General features: G+C 59.7%; 16 protein-coding genes and 1 pseudogene. 12 read left to right on the top strand and 5 right to left on the bottom strand.

What is annotated here, in order from left to right; translation table 11 throughout:
- Positions 1–6: 6 nt before the first annotated feature.
- The 5 genes from VJV58_RS06305 to VJV58_RS06325 form a co-directional block, all read right to left on the bottom strand.
- The gene (locus VJV58_RS06305; RefSeq protein ID WP_324136492.1) at positions 7–1,176 is read right to left on the bottom strand and encodes a mandelate racemase/muconate lactonizing enzyme family protein; all 1,170 of its coding nucleotides are present in this window, start codon (positions 1,174–1,176) and stop codon (positions 7–9) included.
- Positions 1,177–1,296: 120 nt separating this feature from the next.
- Complete coding sequence (locus VJV58_RS06310; protein WP_324136479.1) at positions 1,297–1,566, bottom strand: DUF3297 family protein; 270 nt, start codon at positions 1,564–1,566, stop codon at positions 1,297–1,299.
- The gene (locus VJV58_RS06315) at positions 1,563–2,039 is read right to left on the bottom strand and encodes a glutathione peroxidase (RefSeq protein WP_324136480.1); all 477 of its coding nucleotides are present in this window, start codon (positions 2,037–2,039) and stop codon (positions 1,563–1,565) included. The genes VJV58_RS06310 and VJV58_RS06315 overlap by 4 nt, the downstream gene beginning before the upstream one ends.
- Before the next feature lie 25 nt (positions 2,040–2,064).
- Positions 2,065–3,462, bottom strand: coding sequence for an amidase family protein (locus VJV58_RS06320; RefSeq protein WP_324136481.1), 1,398 nt, complete (start codon positions 3,460–3,462; stop codon positions 2,065–2,067).
- 132 nt (positions 3,463–3,594) lie between these two features.
- Positions 3,595–3,849: a DUF6894 family protein gene (locus VJV58_RS06325; protein WP_324136482.1), complete on the bottom strand. Its 255-nt coding sequence runs from the start codon at positions 3,847–3,849 to the stop codon at positions 3,595–3,597.
- Positions 3,850–4,151: 302 nt separating this feature from the next.
- Between VJV58_RS06325 and pqqA the strand changes: the two genes are divergently transcribed.
- The 12 genes and pseudogenes from pqqA to VJV58_RS06385 all read left to right on the top strand — a co-directional run.
- Positions 4,152–4,232, top strand: a complete 81-nt coding sequence (gene pqqA, locus VJV58_RS06330; protein ID WP_009031067.1) for a pyrroloquinoline quinone precursor peptide PqqA — start codon at positions 4,152–4,154, stop codon at positions 4,230–4,232.
- 139 nt (positions 4,233–4,371) lie between these two features.
- Complete coding sequence (gene pqqB, locus VJV58_RS06335) at positions 4,372–5,301, top strand: pyrroloquinoline quinone biosynthesis protein PqqB (protein ID WP_324136483.1); 930 nt, start codon at positions 4,372–4,374, stop codon at positions 5,299–5,301.
- A gap of 5 nt (positions 5,302–5,306) precedes the next feature.
- Positions 5,307–6,092, top strand: coding sequence for a pyrroloquinoline-quinone synthase PqqC (pqqC, locus tag VJV58_RS06340; RefSeq protein WP_414641423.1), 786 nt, complete (start codon positions 5,307–5,309; stop codon positions 6,090–6,092).
- 21 nt (positions 6,093–6,113) lie between these two features.
- Complete coding sequence (gene pqqD / locus VJV58_RS06345) at positions 6,114–6,428, top strand: pyrroloquinoline quinone biosynthesis peptide chaperone PqqD (RefSeq protein WP_324136484.1); 315 nt, start codon at positions 6,114–6,116, stop codon at positions 6,426–6,428.
- A complete protein-coding gene (gene pqqE / locus VJV58_RS06350) occupies positions 6,428–7,642 on the top strand; it encodes a pyrroloquinoline quinone biosynthesis protein PqqE (protein WP_324136485.1) in 1,215 nt (404 codons plus the stop codon). The genes pqqD and pqqE overlap by 1 nt, the downstream gene beginning before the upstream one ends.
- Positions 7,632–8,621 (top strand): prolyl aminopeptidase, encoded by a 990-nt coding sequence (gene pip / locus VJV58_RS06355; RefSeq protein WP_324136486.1) that lies wholly within the window; start codon positions 7,632–7,634, stop codon positions 8,619–8,621. Before pqqE ends, pip begins: the two co-directional genes overlap by 11 nt.
- 367 nt (positions 8,622–8,988) lie before the next feature.
- Complete coding sequence (locus tag VJV58_RS06360; protein WP_324136487.1) at positions 8,989–10,788, top strand: FAD-dependent oxidoreductase; 1,800 nt, start codon at positions 8,989–8,991, stop codon at positions 10,786–10,788.
- Positions 10,758–12,605: a 2-oxoacid:acceptor oxidoreductase subunit alpha gene (locus VJV58_RS06365; protein WP_324136488.1), complete on the top strand. Its 1,848-nt coding sequence runs from the start codon at positions 10,758–10,760 to the stop codon at positions 12,603–12,605. Before VJV58_RS06360 ends, VJV58_RS06365 begins: the two co-directional genes overlap by 31 nt.
- A complete protein-coding gene (locus tag VJV58_RS06370; protein ID WP_324136489.1) occupies positions 12,602–13,657 on the top strand; it encodes a 2-oxoacid:ferredoxin oxidoreductase subunit beta in 1,056 nt (351 codons plus the stop codon). Before VJV58_RS06365 ends, VJV58_RS06370 begins: the two co-directional genes overlap by 4 nt.
- Before the next feature lie 281 nt (positions 13,658–13,938).
- The gene (locus VJV58_RS06375) at positions 13,939–16,791 is read left to right on the top strand and encodes a bifunctional transaldolase/phosoglucose isomerase (protein ID WP_324136490.1); all 2,853 of its coding nucleotides are present in this window, start codon (positions 13,939–13,941) and stop codon (positions 16,789–16,791) included.
- A 4-nt stretch (positions 16,792–16,795) separates the two neighbouring features.
- Complete coding sequence (gnd, locus tag VJV58_RS06380; protein ID WP_324136491.1) at positions 16,796–17,833, top strand: phosphogluconate dehydrogenase (NAD(+)-dependent, decarboxylating); 1,038 nt, start codon at positions 16,796–16,798, stop codon at positions 17,831–17,833.
- 20 nt (positions 17,834–17,853) lie between these two features.
- Positions 17,854–18,522 (top strand): annotated as a pseudogene (locus tag VJV58_RS06385) (glucose-6-phosphate dehydrogenase); the annotation flags it as partial.

Consider the following 18,522-nt stretch of genomic DNA (forward strand, 5'->3'; position numbering starts at 1 on the left):
GGTTTGCTACGCTGCCAGTGCCTTCATCTCCTTATAGAGATCGCTCTTTCCCTCGAACCCGATGCCGGGCAACTCTGGCATGACAATGTGGCCGTTATCGACGCGCACGCCGTCGGGGAAGCCGCCATAGGGCTGGAACAGGTCCGGATAGCTCTCATTGCCGCCCAGCCCAAGGCCGGCCGCGATGTTCAGCGACATCTGGTGGCCGCCATGCGGGATGCAGCGGCTCGCCGACCAGCCGTGGGTGTTGAGCACGGCGAGCGTGCGCTGATACTCGCAAAGACCATAGGACAGCGCGCAGTCGAATTGCAGCCAATCACGATCGGGCCGCATGCCGCCATAGCGGATCAAATTCTGCGCATCCTGGTGGCTGAACAGGTTCTCGCCGGTCGCCATCGGCCCAGGATAGAACTCCGCCAGCGCCGCTTGGAGCTGGTAATCGAGCGGGTCGCCGGCTTCCTCGTACCAGAACAGATCGTACTCCCGCAGCATCCTGGCATAGACGATCGCCGTCTCGAGGTCGAAGCGGCCGTTCGCATCCACGGCGAGGCGCGCGTGCGGCCCGATCTCCGCCAGCACGGCCTCGATGCGGCGGCGGTCGTCCGCGATGCTCTCGCCGCCGATCTTCATCTTCACCACGGTGTAGCCGCGGTCGACGTAGCCGCGCAGCTCGGCGCACAGCGCGTCGAGCCCCTTGCCGGGGTAGTAGTAGCCGCCGGCGGCGTAGACGAAGACACGCGGATCGGCGGTGACGCCGTGGCGCTCCGCCAGCAGGCGGAACAGCGGCCTGCCGGCGATCTTCGCGACCGCATCCCACACCGCCATGTCGATCGTGCCGACGGCCACCGACCGCTCGCCATGCCCGCCCGGCTTCTCGTTCGACATCAGCGTCGCCCAGATTTTATCGGGGTCGAGATTGTCGCCGGTATCATCGAGCAATTTCTTCGGGTCTGCCTCGATCAGTCGCGGCGCGAAACGCTCCCTGATCAAACCTCCCTGTCCATAGCGGCCATTGGAATTGAAGCCGTAACCGACCACGGCTTTGCCGTCGCGAATCACATCGGTCACGACAGCAACCAGGCTCGTCGTCATCTTGGTGAAATCGATATAGGCGTTGCGGATCGGCGAGGAGATCGGCTTCGTAACTTCACGGACATCAACAATGCGAACGGACATCAATTTTAGCTTTCGGCATGCGCTTGAGGCATATGCTGGCTCAGCGTCAAATCGCGCGGCGAAGTAACCAATGCCTGAATTGCTTTGGTGTTATCGCATCAGCAGGACGGATCAGATAATTCAGGACGTTGCCTTATCCCGGAAATACGGCTCGACCGCGCCGTGGACCTTGATGGTCAGTGGATTGCCATAACGATCTTTGGCGTTGCCGGCGATCACACGCACCCAGCCTTCGCTGACGCAGTACTCCTCGACGTTGGTTTTCTCCACGCCTTTGAAACGAATGCCGACGTCGCGCGCCAGCACTTGCTCGTTGTAGTACGGGCTTTTTGGATCGGTCGACAGTCGATCTGGCAGTTGCTCAGCGGTGGTTTGATTTTCTTCGCTCACAGCAGGGCCTCTATTTCCTTTCTCAATCGCTCGGGCGGTGAAGTTGGCGCATGACGCGCCACCACGTTACCCGAACGATCGACCAGGAATTTAGTGAAATTCCATTTGATCGACGACCCCAATAGCCCGGATTTCGCCTGCTTCAAATATCGGTAGAGCGGATGCGCGTTGCCGCCATTGACTTCGATCTTGGCGAACATCGGAAAGGTGATCCGATAATTAGTCTCGCAGAACCGCTCGATCTGCCTGGCGTCTCCAGGTTCCTGGTTGCCGAACTGGTTGCAGGGAAATCCCAGCACCGAAAAGCCGCGCGGCCCTAGTTCCTTTTGCAGCGCCTGAAGCCCACGATATTGCGGGGTGAACCCGCAGGCACTGGCGGTGTTGACGATCAGGAGGACCTGACCTTCGAACGTTTTCAGCGGAAGCTCCTCCCCGGCCAGTGTCGTTGCGGTGAAATCGGAAATACTGGTCATGACGTTCGAGCCTGCGGGCCTTTGTTCAAGCGACGGGATCGATCGGCGCCGATGGCGTTCCGGCGGCTTCGATCGCCTCCCCGGCCAGCATACAGAGATCCTCGCGGAAACGGCCGGAGACGACCTGAACACCGACGGGAATTCGGCCCACCAACCCCGTGGAAACCGTTAGCGCGGGCAGCCCCAGAAAGGGAATAGCTATTTGCGGAAGTTGCGCTTGCCATACCCGCACGAATGATTTCTCGTCGCGCATGTCGAGCCCGTCCGGAAACGGCAGTTCGCCGGAAACGGGCATCAGCAGCACCGAATAATTCTCTAGAAAGTGCAGCCATCCCCTGATCAGGGTCGCACGCCGGGTCAATGCTTTGGAGAATGCGGCAGCGTCAAACGGAAAAACCTTGGAGCGATTGCCGCGCAGACAGGCAAGCGCGCCCGGATCACCTTCACGCTCGGCCGCGGCGAGTTGGGCTTCATAGCTGTCACCGAGCCACAACTTGGTTTGAAGATCGGCAGCTTCGCGCAGCGGTGGGGTATCCACCTCCTCCACCGTCCACCCGGCGCGCTGCAAACGCTTACCCGCATCGGCAACCGCCGCCTTTACCTCCGGCGTCGTTTCAAGTCCGTCCGGCTGCAAGCACAACGCCGCGCGCTTGGGCGCCGCGGGTCCTTCCAGCGGCGCCGGTACCCACCAGGGATCGCGCAGGTCTTTGCCGGACATCGCCTTCAGCGCAATCCTGAGATCGCCAATGGTGCGTGCAAGCGGACCGGATACCGCCGAGATTTGCGCGCCAATTGTCCGTTCGGGAAGGGATGCATTGAATGCAGCGACACGACCGACGGTAGGCCGTAGGCCATGAAGCCCGCAAGCATAGGCCGGATAGCGGATCGATCCGGCAATATCGGTACCATGTGCGATATGCCCGATACCCGCCGCTACCGCCGCCCCCGCGCCACCCGACGAGCCGCCTGGCGTGATAGTCGGGTCGCGTGGATTTTTGGTGTCGCCGTGGATTAAGTTCGTGGTGAACCACCGATACGAAAACGCCGGACAATTGGTGCGGCCAAGAATTACCGCGCCTGCTTTACGCAAACTATCAATGACCGGACTGTTGCTGCGCGCAATCACGTCGCGCTGCAGTTTGAGCCCGTTGGTGGTCGCGAATCCCTCCTGGTCAATATTCACTTTGACGGTGATCGGCACCCCAGCAAGTGGCCCGACCTCTTCATTTCGGGCGATCGCCGCATCGACCATGCGAGCCTGCGCCAGCACGTCCTCCGGGCGATGATCGACCACCGCATTGATAGCCGGGTTGACCGCGTCAAGCCGCGCCAGTGCCGCCGACGCCGCATCTTTCGCTGAAATCTTTTTCGACCGTATCAACGCGGCAACGTCAGCGCCTGAAAGGCGCCAGAAATCTTGCATGGCAAACTCCTTTAATGGTCTTGTAGCGCTGAGCACACGCAAGCGCCATCCGGCAGAACGGCGTCAACGCATATGATCGGTCAGTGCGGGCGTGTGAGAGATTGGAAAGATCGACGATCTCAGCCGCAGCGGTTAGTGCTTCGTAAGCGGCTTGTCCGAGAAGTCCAGCAGTGCTTCCGAAAATGGAAACTCCAGCACGATCTCGCCCGTGTCGTCGGTCACTTCTATGACGGCATTCAACAGGGCGCTGGCGCCTTCCGTTTTCAACAATTCCCGTATCATCGCGCGCGCAATTTCCCAGGCACGATCGGGATCGCGCAGCTCTTCGCCGTCGGGATCGGAGATCAGCTCGTCTGCGACACGGGTGTTGAAGAAATAACGCGGCATGGGCGACATCCAGTTTCCGCGTTGAGGCCTCCAGTCGAGGTCGCTGTCCACTCACAAGTTCTTTATCCGTGGTTCGCCGGACGACCGCGCGGGCATCGCGAGCGGCTTAGTCGAGGGGTACTCGGAAGCCGTTGATCCGGCTTCGGTTTGAGCTGACGGCTGAATCGGGCCAATTCCTTTCGCGTTGCAGCAAAAAATCCTGCGACTTTTCAGCAAAAGATTTCGCTGGCGAACTTTTTATTCGAGACTAGTTTAAGAGCCAGGGCGGAGTTCGTCCGATTTCGCAACCAAGGAGAGCCAAAATGGCCTGGAAGACCCCGAAGATCGTAGAAGTGCCGGTCGGCATGGAAATCAACATGTACGCCTGCGCCGCCCGCAAGTAAGCGGTCGTAACTAGCTACACATCTTCACGTAAGGTGGACCTTCGGGCGTGACACGTTCCTGATCGCGGGGGCGTGTCCGAACCGGTGTCCACCTTCGAATCTTTTCCGTACCGATATTTTGAATGCCAGGAGACGGGTCATGCTTCGCGTCGTCGTCCTCGGCGCCGCGGCAGGTGGTGGCGTTCCGCAGTGGAATTGTGGGTGCCCGAACTGCCGGGCAGCACGCAACGGACGCCCGGAGATTCAAAGCACCCAGGCATCGATCGCGATTACAGCTGATGGCGAACATTGGTTTCTGATCAATGCATCCCCGGATTTACGCCAGCAGTTGATCGCGACACCGCAGCTACATCCAAAACCGGGCAAGCTGCGTCACAGTCCGATATCCGGCGTGATCCTAACCAATGGCGAAATTGACGCTGTCGCCGGACTGCTATCGATGCGGGAAGGCTGGCCGTTCACGATCTATGCGCACGAAAGAGTGCTTTCGATCTTGAAAGACAATAGCATCTTCAATGTTCTGAACGAAAAGAACGTGGCTCGCCGAGCAATTGAGTTGGATAAAGCATTCGAGCCCTTGCTGCCGAACGGTTCACCCTCCGGGATCGAGATCGTGCCGTTCGAAGTGCCCGGCAAGGGCGCATGGTATCTCGAGGGTAAGAGTCATCCCTCCGGGCGCGACGGCGCGGGCGACACGCTCGGACTGCGCATTGTGGATAAGGCAAGCGGGAACTATTTCTACTTTGTTGCTGCCTGCGCCGCCGTCACCGAGGATGTGAAGGCCCGGCTTGCGGGCGCGCCCCTAGTCTTTTTCGATGGCACGGTGTGGCGCGACGACGAACTGATTGCGGCTGGGCTTGGCAGCAAGACCGGCCAAGGCATGGGGCATATCGCGATGTCAGGCGATGCCGGGGCGATCGCAACCCTTGCCGGCCTGGACATCGGCCGGAAGATTTTTTTGCATATCAACAATTCCAACCCGGCGCTGTTGCATGATTCAGAAGAGCGCGAAATAGCCGAGCGCGCAGGATGGCAAATCGCCGCCGACGGAACGGAGATCACGCTTTGAAAGCGATGACCGCGGAAGTACTTCCCCATGATGGAATGACCGCCTTTTCGCGCGGCAACAGCGCGCCTTTGCGAAACGCCGAGGAACTGGAAGCGGCGCTGCGCCATATCGGCGCGGTGCGCTACCACAACCTGCATCCGTTCCATCGGCTGCTGCACGGCGGCAAGCTGAACAAGGGACAAGTCCAGGCGTGGGCGTTGAACCGCTACTTTTATCAAAGCACGATACCGATCAAGGACGCGGTCGTGATCTCGCGTTTCCGGGACCGGGCCATCCGCCAGGAATGGCGCCACCGAATCGAAGATCATGACGGCGACATGGGCAGCGAAGGCGGCATCGAACGCTGGCTGAAGCTCACCGAAGGTCTCGGGCTTGACAGCGCCTATGTGGAATCCACCGAGGGCATTCTGCCTGCGACGCGTTTTGCGGTCGAAGCGTATGTACATTTCGTGCGCGACAGAAGCCCGCTTGAGGCCATCGCCTCCTCACTGACGGAACTGTTCGCGCCCAACCTTCACGAAGAACGTATCTCGGGAATGCTCGCGCATTATGACTTCGTCAATCCCGATATCATGAGCTATTTCAGCCGTCGCCTGACCCAAGCTCCGCGGGATGCCAACTTCGCGCTTGAATATGTCAAGGCCAACGCCAAGACGTCCGCGGAACGGGAAGCGGTCTGCAACGCGCTGCTTTTCAAGACCAATGTACTATGGGTCCAGCTCGATGCGCTGTATCATGCCTATGTCGAGGGCCATGTGCCGCCGGGCGCGTTTGTGCCTCGAGACAAATAGCAACGGATTACGGACGAAGCGATGGCGGGCAGAAGCCGCAACGTCAGTGTCAGCGAGACCAGCCGGCCGGTGCTGCCGCGCCATGCCAAGCTGAAATTCGATGAGACCCGGCAGGTGTGGGTCATTCTGGCTCCGGAGCGCGTCCTGGCTCCGGATGAAATCGCGGTGGAGGTACTGCAGCTCTGCGATGGGCTTCGTAATGTCGAGGGCATCATCGATCAGCTCGCCGCCAAGTACGCAGCCGAGCGCGGTGCTATTTCCGCTGATGTGATCGCGATGCTGCAGGATTTGGCCGACAAGGGATTCCTCACCGAAGCGCGCGAGAGGACGTCGTGATGAGCCCGACAATCACCGATGCCAATCACAGCTTTGCGCCTACAAACCACCCTGATGGGCTGGCGGTGCTGGAGCAACGCGGGTCGGTGGCCGAGACGTTCGGGATTCCCCTCGCCGTGCTGGCGGAGCTGACGCATCGCTGCCCTCTGCAGTGTCCATATTGCTCAAATCCGGTCGAACTGGAGCGCGGCGGCAGCGAGCTCTCGACGGAAGAGTGGAAGAAGGTACTTTCCGAATTGGCCGAAATTGGCGTGCTGCAAATCCATTTCTCTGGAGGCGAACCGAGCGCGCGAAAGGATCTGGTCGAACTTGTACAGCACGCGACCGATGTCGGCCTGTACTCCAATCTGATTACTTCCGCGGTATTGCTGACCCGAGAAAAACTGTCGGCCCTCGCCGATGCCGGGCTGTGTCATGTGCAGATCAGCTTCCAGGGGAATGAGCCCGTGCTTGCCGATCGGGTCGCCGGCTTCAAGAACGCGCATCATAAGAAGATCGAAGTAGCGAAGTGGACGCGCGAGCTGGACCTTCCGCTGACCGTGAACGCCGTCATGCATCGGCAGAATCTTTTTCAATTGCCCGACATCATCCAGATGGCGATTGATCTCGATGCCGACCGGCTCGAAGTCGCCAACGTGCAATATTACGGCTGGGCACTGAAGAATCGCGCGGCGCTAATGCCTACATTGGAGCAGATCGAGGAGACGAGCCGGATCGTCGAGGAAGCGCAGGCACGCCTGAAGGGTACGCTCGCGATCGACTATGTCGTGCCGGATTACTACGCGCTACGGCCGAAGAAGTGCATGGGTGGATGGGGCCGCCAGTTTTTCAATATTTCACCCGCCGGCAAGATCCTGCCTTGTCACGCGGCCGAAAGCATCACCGGCCTCGAATTCCTGTCGGTACGATCAAATCATTCGATCGCGTGGATCTGGCAGAATTCAGAGGCATTCAATCGTTACCGGGGCACCGGGTGGATGCCGGAGCCATGCAAAAGCTGCGAGTTCAGGGAAATCGATTACGGTGGTTGCCGTTGCCAGGCTTTTGCTTTGACCGGTGATGCCGGCAATACCGACCCGGCTTGCACACTTTCGCCGATGCACGAGAGGATTTTCAAACTGGCGGAACAGGAATCCGCCGGCGACAACAACCGTTTCCTCTATCGCAATTTCGCCGGGGGTACGCTGGAGACGGGCGGCGACTATGGCGCCTGACGCCGACGCGGGAAAAACCAGTCCCCAACGTTCCGATCCATTCGCGCCACTCACCTCGGAACTGCTGCCGGTCGGCGACAATCACGAAATTTACGTCGAAAGCGTCGGTCGCGCCGACGGCATTCCCGCGGTCTATTTGCACGGCGGGCCCGGCAGCGGCTGCCAGCCCGATCACCGTCGGTTATTCGATCCTGAACGTTTCCGCGCCATCTTGTTCGATCAGCGCGGCGCCGGCCGAAGCCGTCCCAAGGCCAGCCGCGAAAACAATACGCTCGCGCACCTAATCGCAGACATGGAGAAAATCCGCGAGCACTTCGGGATCGCGCGGTGGATCATCGTCGGCGGCTCGTGGGGAGCGACGCTGGCGTTGGCCTACGCGCAGGCGCACGCCGAGCGGGTCTCGGGCATCGTGTTGCGCGCGACCTTCCTCGGCACGCGACAGGAGCTGAATGGCGCCTTTGTCGACGTGTTGTCGCGTTTCTATCCCGATCTCAATGAGGATTTTATCAAGCTGTTGCCCCCGGAGGACCGTGACCAGCCGCTGGACGCCTACTGGCGCCGAATTCTTGATCCCGATCCAAACATACATGCGGCGGCGGCGCGCGGCTGGCATGATACCGAACGGATACTTTCTGAGCACGCACCGAGCCGGGTCCGGCTCGATCTTTTATCGGCGAAGCCATCACGCGCCCTGCCCGCCACGCCATTCATGGAAGCGCATTATTTCCAACATGACTGTTTTTTGAAACCTGATCAGCTTCTCACGGAGGCCGGAAAGCTTGCGGGAATTCGCGGCCTCATCGTGCAAGGTCGTTATGACCTGCTCTGCCCGCCGGCTACCGCCCACGCACTCAACGCAGTGTGGCCCGGGTCCGAGATTCGTTTCGTCGAGGGTGCCGGCCACTCGCTGTACGATCCTGGCGTCAAGGATGCGGTGATAAAGGCAATCGTCGATCTGGCTTCCGGGATCACCGCCTGAGGTTCCTCCTGTGCCGCTCGCCGGCCGTGATCGGGAACGCGCTTCGCCGAGCCGAATTTCACAACGGGAACACTTGTGGCGACAGGATGCCGCGATCTGGATGGCGCGAAGCAACATTCGCGGCTCCCACATCGATGGAAATGCCCGTTCGCGGCAATGCTGCAGTGCCACATGGACGTGAAGAGGTTAACGTCAAGCGGTCAGACGTTACCGAATGTTGATAAGCAAAAATGGCTTTTCACAACTGTGCCGATCATATTGAATGGCTGGATTCACCGAGCCTGTGATATGGAAACAAGAACGCCGTAACGTGCGTTTATAAAACAAAGGCCGCGCGCATCAGCATGCCGCGCGGACAAAGGTAGGAATGAAACCGACTGATATCGAGGCGCCCGATTACTTCCATAAAGTTGTCGACTGCCAATGGGCCTGTCCCGCGCATACGCCTGTTCCAGAATACATTCGCTTGATTGCTGAAGGCCGCTACAGCGACGCCTACATGATCAATTGGAGATCGAACGTGTTTCCGGGAATTCTCGGGCGCACCTGCGATCGTCCCTGCGAGCCGGCATGCCGACGCGGTCGCGTTGAGGAAACGCCAGTGGCGATTTGCCGACTGAAACGCGTTGCCGCCGACTTCAAAGATGACGTCAAGCACCGCATGCCGCGCCCATCAGCAAAAAACGGCAAGCGCATCGCCATCGTCGGCGGCGGTCCAGCCTCCCTCACGGTGGCACGCGACCTCGCCCCGCTTGGCTATCACTGCACCGTATTCGATTCCGATCCCAAGGCGGGCGGAATGATGCGTACGCAAATTCCGAAATTCAGGTTGCCGAATTCGGTGATCGATGAGGAAACCGATTACATCCTCAATCTCGGCATCGAGTTCAGGGGCGGCCAGCGCATCGATAGCCTGAAAAAGCTGCTCGGGGAAAACTACGATGCCATCTTTGTCGGGTCCGGCGCGCCGCGCGGCCGCGAGCTCGACATTCCAGGCCGCAAGGAGGCCGCCGCCAATATCCATATCGGAATCGATTGGCTCTCCAGCGTATCGTTCGGCCACACCGACAAGATCGGTAAACGCGTGATTGTACTCGGTGGCGGAAATACCGCGATGGATTGCTGTCGCACCGCGCGTCGTCTCGGCGGCGAGGACGTCAAGGTGATCGTCCGTTCCGGCTTCGAGGAGATGAAGGCGTCACCATGGGAAAAAGAAGACGCCATTCACGAGGACATTCCGATCCTCAATTTCATGGTGCCGACCGCGTTCGTTCACGATAACGGCAAGCTGACCGGTGTCACCTTCCAGAAGGTAAAGGCGCAGTACGATGCAGACGGCCGGCGCAGCTTGATCCCTTCAGGCGACCCGGACCAGACAATCGCCTGCGACGATGTACTTGTGGCCGTCGGCCAGGAAAACGCGTTTCCCTGGATCGAGCGCGACTGTGGCGTCGAGTTCAACAAGTGGGACATGCCCAAGGTCGACACGAAAACGATGGGCTCGACTAATCCCAAAGTATTCTTCGGTGGCGACGCGGCATTTGGCCCGAAAAACATCATCTGGGCAGTGGCGCATGGCCACGACGCGGCACTGTCGATCCACAAGCTGCTGTCCGGTGAAGATATCACCGACCGTCCGCTCCCGCAGGTGGAAGTCTCCTCGCAAAAGATGGGCATCCATGAGTGGAGCTACGATAACGATATCTCCGCCGACAAGCGCTACAAGGTGCCACACCGCGACAAGGTGATCGCGCTAAAGGACATCCGCGCCGAAGTCGAACTCGGCTATGACGTGAAGCTCGCGCTTGGCGAAGCGCGGCGTTGCCTGAACTGCGATATCCAGACGGTCTTCAGCGCGCCGTTGTGCATCGAATGCGACGCCTGCGTCGACATCTGCCCGATGGACTGCATCACGTTTACGGAAAACGGCGACGAGGCCGACTTGCGGGCGCGGCTGAAGGCGCCGTCCTTGCATCCGGACCAGGACCTCTACGTCGCTGATGGCCTCAAGACCGGGCGCGTGATGGTGAAGGACGAAGACGTCTGCTTGCATTGCGGCCTATGTGCCGAGCGCTGTCCCACGGGCGCGTGGGATATGCAGAAATACCTCATCGATATGACTCACGCAGGTACATCATGCCCGTCCAAAAGCCGATCAGCAGCGTAAACGACTTCGTCGTTCGCTTCGCCAACGTCAACGGCTCGGGCTCGGCGAGCGCCAACGAATTGTTCGCCCGGTCGATCCTGCGGCATGGGGTGCCGGTGTCACCACGCAATATCTTTCCATCCAACATCCAGGGGCTGCCGACCTGGTATGAGGTACGAGTGACGGAAGCAGGTCATCTAGGCGCGCGCGGCGGCGTGGACCTGATGGTGGCGATGAATCCACAGACCTGGGACAAGGACCTCGCCTCGATCGAACCGGGTGGATACTTGTTCTACGATTCCACCAAGCCGATGCCCTCGTCGAAATTCCGGACCGACATCAACGTGATCGGCGTGCCGCTGACGGCCATCACCAACTCGACTTATACGGACCCACGCCAACGGCAGCTCTTCAAGAACATCATCTATCTCGGTGCGCTATGCGCCCTACTCGATATGGACCCGAAGCTGATCGAGCAATTGATTGGCGAACAGTACAAGGGCAAAGAGAAGCTGCTGTCGTCCAACGTTCACGCGCTGCACCTCGGCCGCGATTGGGCGTTGCAGAACCTGAAATGCCCGCTCGGACTGCGCGTCAAGAAGGCCGATAAAGTCGGCGATCGCATTTTCATCGAAGGCAACAGCGCGGCAGCGCTTGGCGCGGTTTATGGCGGCGCCACGGTCTGCGCCTGGTATCCGATCACGCCGTCCTCCTCGCTAGCCGACGCGTTCGGCAGCCATTGCAAGAAGCTGCGGCACGACCCTGAAACGGGCAAGGCCAAATACGCCATCGTGCAAGGTGAGGACGAACTTGCTTCCATCGGCATCGTGATCGGCGCATCCTGGAACGGCGCGCGTGCCTTCACCGCCACCTCGGGTCCCGGGATTTCGCTGATGCAGGAATTCATCGGGCTGTCGTATTTCGCCGAGATCCCGGCGGTGATCATGAACGTGCAACGCGCTGGCCCATCGACCGGCATGCCGACGCGAACCCAGCAGTGCGACATCCTGATCTGCGCCTATGCCTCGCATGGCGACACCAAGCATGTGCTGCTGTTTCCGGAAGACCCCGCTGAAGCCTTTGAATTCGCGGCAACCGCTTTCGATCTCGCCGAACGGCTACAGACCACGATCTTCGTCATGCTCGACCTCGATATCGGCATGAACCATCGTCTGAGCCGCCCGCTGAAATGGGATGACGCGAGGCAATATGATCGCGGCAAGGTGATGACGACAGAGATGCTGGAGGAAGGACGAGAGTTCGGCCGCTATCTCGACGTTGACGGCGACGGCATCCCCTACCGCACCTACCCGGGAACTCACCCGACCAAGGGATCATTCTTCACCCGCGGCACATCCCGCGACCGCTACGCGCGCTACTCCGAGGAAGGCTCGGTATACGCCGATAACATGCAGCGCCTGATACGGAAATTCGAGACCGCCCAGGACATGGTGCCGCGACCGCTGCAGGCCAACGCCAGCAAGCCGACCAAATACGGCGTGATCTATTTCGGCTCAACCGCGCCAGCCATGGACGAGGCTATCGAACTGCTGCAGGCGCGCGGTCATGAACTCGATCGACTGCGCATCCGCGCTTTCCCATTCCACTCGAGTGTCGCGAGCTTCATCGCCGACCACGACTTCGTCTATGTGGTCGAGCAGAATCGTGATGCACAGCTTCGCTCGCTTATCGTGAACGAGAACGGGATCGATCCCGTCCGGCTGGTTCCGATCCTGCATTATGATGGCACGCCGATCACCGCGCGCTACATCGCCGGCGCCATCGGCGATCACCAGGACCAGCTCAAATTGACCCCGCTCCGCAAGGTCGCGTCATGACTTACATCGCCAAACCGAAATTCCATCATCCGAGCCTGCCGAAGAACGATCTCGGTTACACCCATCGGGATTACGAAGGCAAGATTTCCACCTTGTGCGCCGGTTGCGGCCACGATTCGATCACGGCCTCGATTATCGAGGCCTGCTATGAGCTTTCGATCGAGCCGCATCGCGTGGCCAAGATCTCCGGCATCGGCTGCTCGTCGAAGACCCCGGATTATTTTCTTGGCAATTCGCACGGTTTCAATTCGGTGCACGGCCGCATGCCATCGGTGCTGACCGGCGCCAACCTCGCCAACCGTGACCTGATTTATCTCGGCGTGTCCGGCGATGGCGATTCGGCGTCGATCGGATTCGGCCAATTCGCGCATTCAATCCGACGTGGCGTCAACATGACCTACATCGTGGAGAATAACGGCGTCTACGGGCTGACCAAAGGCCAGTTCTCCGCCACCGCCGATCGCGGTTCCAAGTCCAAGAAAGGCGTGATGAACCCGGACAATGCCATCGATCTGGTTGCGATCTCGCTGCAGCTCGGCGCCACCTTCGTCGCGCGGAGCTTTTCGGGCGACAAATCGCAGCTCGTTCCACTGATCTCGGCAGCGATCGAGCACAAGGGCGCGGCTTTCATCGACGTGATCAGCCCGTGCATTGCCTTCAATAATCACGCGGGCTCGACCAAGAGCTTCGATTACGTACGCGAGCACAATGATGCGGTGAATCGGCTTGACGTGCTCACCGGCCGTGACCCGATCACCGTCGATTATGCGCCGGGCACGGTGCAGGTGGTCGAACAGCACGATGGCACCCGGCTTGCGCTGCGCAAGATCGATGCGGATTATGACGCGCATGATCGCCTCGCGGCGATGACGTTCCTGCAAAAGCATGCCGCCAAGGGGCAAATCGTCACCGGGCTGCTCTACATCGATCCCGATGCAGACGACTTGCATGCGCACCTGAACACCGTCGAGAAGCCGCTCAATACGCTTCAAAGCACCGAGCTTTGCCCGGGCTCAGCCGCGCTTGATAAGATCAACGCGAGCCTGCGCTAGACACTAGTCGACCGATCCCTTCGCCTTCCTCTGATACAGGTTCGGCGCCCACCTGCCCTGCGTGCCTGCCTGTGCGCGGTCACGCGTTCGCGATATCCGTCCCCTGATTTGCCGACCCCGGCCGTTTCCGCGGGGATCGATATGTTGTGAATAGCGTTATCCAATGCGATACGCATATTCCCTTGGTCGGCGCCCTCCAGAGGCTTGTTGACAACGTTCGGTCTCCCGCCAGAAGGTGCGCGAACCCGAGAAGGGACCCGCTCGAACAGAACCAGGGCATCATGAACCTCGTCAAAGCACTCGAGAACCATGGCCAGTCGGTCTGGCTGGATTTTTTGGCCCGCGGCTTCATCGCCAAAGGTGAGCTTAAAAAGCTGATCGACAACGATGGCCTCAAAGGCGTCACCTCAAACCCATCGATATTCGAGAAGGCGATCGGCAGCTCGGATGAATATGACAGCGCTATCGGAAGGGCCCTGAAGAAAAGCGATCAACCGGTTGCCGAGCTATTCGAGCATCTCGCCATCGAGGATATCCAGCACGCGGCCGACGTGTTGCGCCCCGTTTACGATCATCTCCATGGAGAAGATGGATTCGTAAGCCTGGAAGTATCGCCGTATCTTGCGATGGATACCAAAGCCACAATTGCGGAAGCCGAGCGGCTTTGGAAGGAAGTCAAACGCCGGAACCTGATGGTCAAGGTGCCGGCGACGGCGGAAGGACTGCCTGCGATCGAGCAGTTGACCGCCAAAGGTATCAGCATCAACATCACGCTACTGTTCTCGCAGAAGGTTTATCTGCAGGTCGTCGAGGCCTATCTTGCGGGCCTTGAAAAATACGTCAAAGGCGGCGGCGATCCCAAGCACGTTGCCAGTGTTGCGAGCTTCTTCGTCAGTCGGATCGACACCGCGGTTGACAAGCAACTCGATGAGAAGATCGCGCGCGCCAACGATCCCACTGAAAAGCAGCGGCTCGCAACGCTCAAGGGCAAGGTCGCGATCGCCAACGCGAAACTCGCCTACCAGGATTACAAGCGGCTGTTTTCCAGCGCGCGGTGGGAGAAGCTCAAGGCCAAAGGTGCCAGGCCGCAGCGACTGCTGTGGGCCTCGACCGGCACAAAAAACAAGGACTACAGCGACGTGCTCTACGTCGAGGAACTGATTGGGCCCAACACCATCAACACCATGCCGCCGGCAACAGTCGATGCGTTCCGCGACCACGGCAGACTGCGCGACAGCCTCGAGGAAAATCTCGACGAGGCAAAGCGCGTCCTGGCTGAGCTTGAGAAGTCGGGCATCTCGCTTGACGCAATTACGGCAAAATTGGTGAAGGACGGCGTCAAGCTGTTCGCGGACGCGGCCGACAAGCTGTATGGCGCAGTCGCACACAAGCGAGCGACGGTTCTCAGCACCGGATTGGACAGCCAGGCGATGGCGCTCGACGGCGATATTGCCAAGACTGTCGAGAAGACAGCCGAAGAGTGGCGCGCTTCAGCGAACATTCGTCGGCTGTGGCAGCATGATAAATCGATATGGACCGGTACCGACGAAAACAAATGGCTTGGCTGGCTGAACGGTCCAGCATCAGCCAATATCAGCGACTATGAAGATTATGCGCAGCGGGTGAAGGGGCAAAATTTCACCGACGCCGTCGTGCTCGGCATGGGTGGGTCCAGCCTCGGGCCCGAAGTCCTGGCGCAAACATTTCCGAAGAAAGCCGGATTTCCGAAGCTTCACGTGCTCGACTCAACCGATCCGGCCCAGATCCGCAAGCTGCAAGCCTCGGTCAATATCGCCAACACGCTGTTCATTGTCTCCAGTAAGTCCGGCGGCACCACTGAACCGAACGTGATGAAGGACTATTTTTTCGCACGCGTGTCCGAGGCTATCGGCGCCGACAAGGCCGGGCATCGCTTCATCGCGGTGACCGATCCTGGCTCATCGCTGGAAAAGGTTGCGATCAAGCAGGGCTTCGCCCGTGTCTTCCACGGCGACCCGAGCATCGGCGGACGCTACTCCGTGCTGTCGCCGTTCGGCCTCGTGCCCGCCGCGACGGCAGGGATCGATGTCCGCACCCTGATCGCGCACGCGCTTTCAATGGTACGCTCCTGCGGACCTGACGTGCCACCGCACGAAAATCCCGGCGTGCAACTCGGCCTCGCTATGGGGCTGGCCGGGCTGACCGGACGCGACAAGGTGACCATCCTTTCATCCCGTAAAATCGGTGATTTCGGCGCATGGGTCGAGCAACTGATCGCGGAGTCCACGGGCAAGGAAGGCAAAGGCCTGATCCCAGTCGACGGCGAGCCCGTTGGCGAGCCCAGTGTGTACGGTCACGATAGGTTCTTCATCGACGTCAGGACTGAAGGCGAACACGACGCCGTGCATGACGAAAAGCTGACAGCGTTGGAAAAGGCCGGTCATCCCGTGGTTCGCATTGTCATGAAATCGATCGACCATATCGGCCAGGAGTTCTTTCGCTTTGAGATGGCGACCGCCGTGGCTGGCGCCATCCTCGGCATCAATCCGTTCAATCAGCCGGATGTGGAGGATGCCAAGATCAAGACTCGCGAGCTCACCGCGGCATTCGAAAAATCAGGCGCGCTGCCGCCGGAAAAGCCGGTGATGTCAACCGCACAGGCTGACCTCTATACCGACGACACCAATGTCGCGGCCTTGCGCAAGGCGGGCGCCGATGGCGATCTTGGCTCGTGGCTGAAGGCGCATCTGTCCCGTGTTCAAGCGGACGATTATGTGGCGTTGCTGGCCTACCTCGAACGCGATGCGAGGCATATCGAGGCCTTGCAACGGATGCGCCTGGACATTCGCGATAAGCGGCACGTTGCCACCTGCGCCGAATTCGGGCCGCGGTTTCTGCATTCCACCGGACAGGCCTACAAGGGTGGCCCCGACAGCGGTGTGTTTCTGCAGATCACGGCAGATGACGCCATCGACCTCGCGGTGCCCGGCCAAAACGCCAGTTTCGGCGTAATAAAGGCGGCCCAGGCCCGCGGCGATTTCGACGTGCTGACCGAGCGTGGGCGGCGTGCATTACGCGTGCACCTGAAGGGCGATCTCGAAGCGGGATTGAAATTGCTCGATACCGCGATCACGGACGCATTGATCCGAGGATAACAAGATGCAGCTCGGCATGATCGGCTTGGGGCGGATGGGCGGCAACATCGTCCGCCGCCTGATGAAGCACGGACACACTACCGTGGTTTACGACAAGGATGCCAAAGCCGTCACCACCATCGCTGCGGAAGGCGCGGCTGGAGCGGGTAGCCTGGAGGAGTTCGTTCGAAAGCTGGAGAAGCCACGAGCCGCCTGGATCATGCTGCCGGCCGGTAAGATCACGGAAGCGACGATTGAGGCTCTCTCGAAACTGATGGAGCGCGGCGACATCATTATCGATGGCGGCAATACGTTTTGGCAGGACGACGTCCGACGGGGCAAGGCGCTAAAGGAGCGCGGGATCGATTACGTCGACGTCGGCACTTCCGGCGGTGTCTGGGGCATCGAGCGTGGCTATTGCATGATGATCGGCGGTGACACTGCCGTGGTCGATCGCCTCAACCCTATTTTTGCCGCCCTCGCGCCCGGCATTGGCGATATCTCGCGCACTGCCGGTCGCGAAGGACGCGATCCTCGCATCGAGCAGGGATATTTGCATGCGGGCCCCGTGGGCGCCGGCCATTTCGTAAAGATGGTTCACAACGGCATCGAGTACGGCCTGATGCAGGCCTATGCGGAAGGATTCGATATCCTGAAGAATGCCAATATCGACGCGCTGCCGGCCGAGCATCGTTTCGATCTCGACGTCGCCGACATTGCCGAGGTGTGGCGTCGCGGAAGCGTGATCCCCTCGTGGTTGCTTGATCTGACGGCGTCCGCGCTCGCCAAAAATGACACGCTCGATAATTACTCCGGGTATGTCGAAGACTCCGGTGAAGGCCGCTGGACCATCAACGCCGCAATCGAAGAGGCGGTGCCGGCGGAAGTACTGACAGCGGCGCTGTTCGCCCGATTTCGTTCGCGCAAGGAACATACGTTCGCCGAGAAAATTCTCTCAGCGATGCGCGAGGGTTTCGGCGGCCACAAGGAACCGCAGGAGCATCCCGATCCGGCCCGTCAAAGCGCGCCCGAAATCGTCAAGCCAAAGGCAAGCCGTTCGTGACAGATTCCCCTCCCAATCGGATATCGAATCAGAAAAGGCCGGATCCGTGCAGCTTCGTGATCTTCGGCGTCACGGGCGACCTGACGCACCGCCTAGTGATACCTTCACTGTACAATCTGGAAGCGAGCGGGCTATTGCCGGATCGGTTCTGCGTCGTCGGCATCGCCCGCAAGGGCATGTCGAACGGTGACCTGCGCGACAGCCTGATGAAGGGGCTGCGCGAATTCGCAACTCGCCCGGTCGAGGATAAAATTGCCAAACGCCTGCTGGAATGCGTCACCAGTATTGAAGCCGATCCGAAAAATCCAGCCTCGTTTGATGCTATGCGAGACCAGCTCGAGCAACTTGAAACCAGCCGATCAACCGGAGGCAACCGGCTGTTCTACTTGGCGACGCCGCCGGTCGCGTTCGCGCCAATCAGTCGCGAGCTTGGCCGCACCGGCATGCTGAAGGAGGCAAACGGCGCCTGGAGGCGGCTTGTCGTTGAAAAGCCGTTTGGTACGGACCTCGCCTCCGCCAAGGCGCTCAATGGCGAGCTGCTGAAAATCCTCGATGAACATCAGATCTACCGGATCGATCATTACCTCGGCAAGGAAACCGTTCAGAACATTCTGGTGCTGCGTTTCGCCAACGGCATGTTCGAGCCGATCTGGAACCGCAATCACATCGACCACGTTCAGATCACGGTC

The organism is Bradyrhizobium sp. (genome assembly GCF_035273305.1).
Classification (GTDB): Bacteria; Pseudomonadota; Alphaproteobacteria; order Rhizobiales; family Xanthobacteraceae; genus Bradyrhizobium.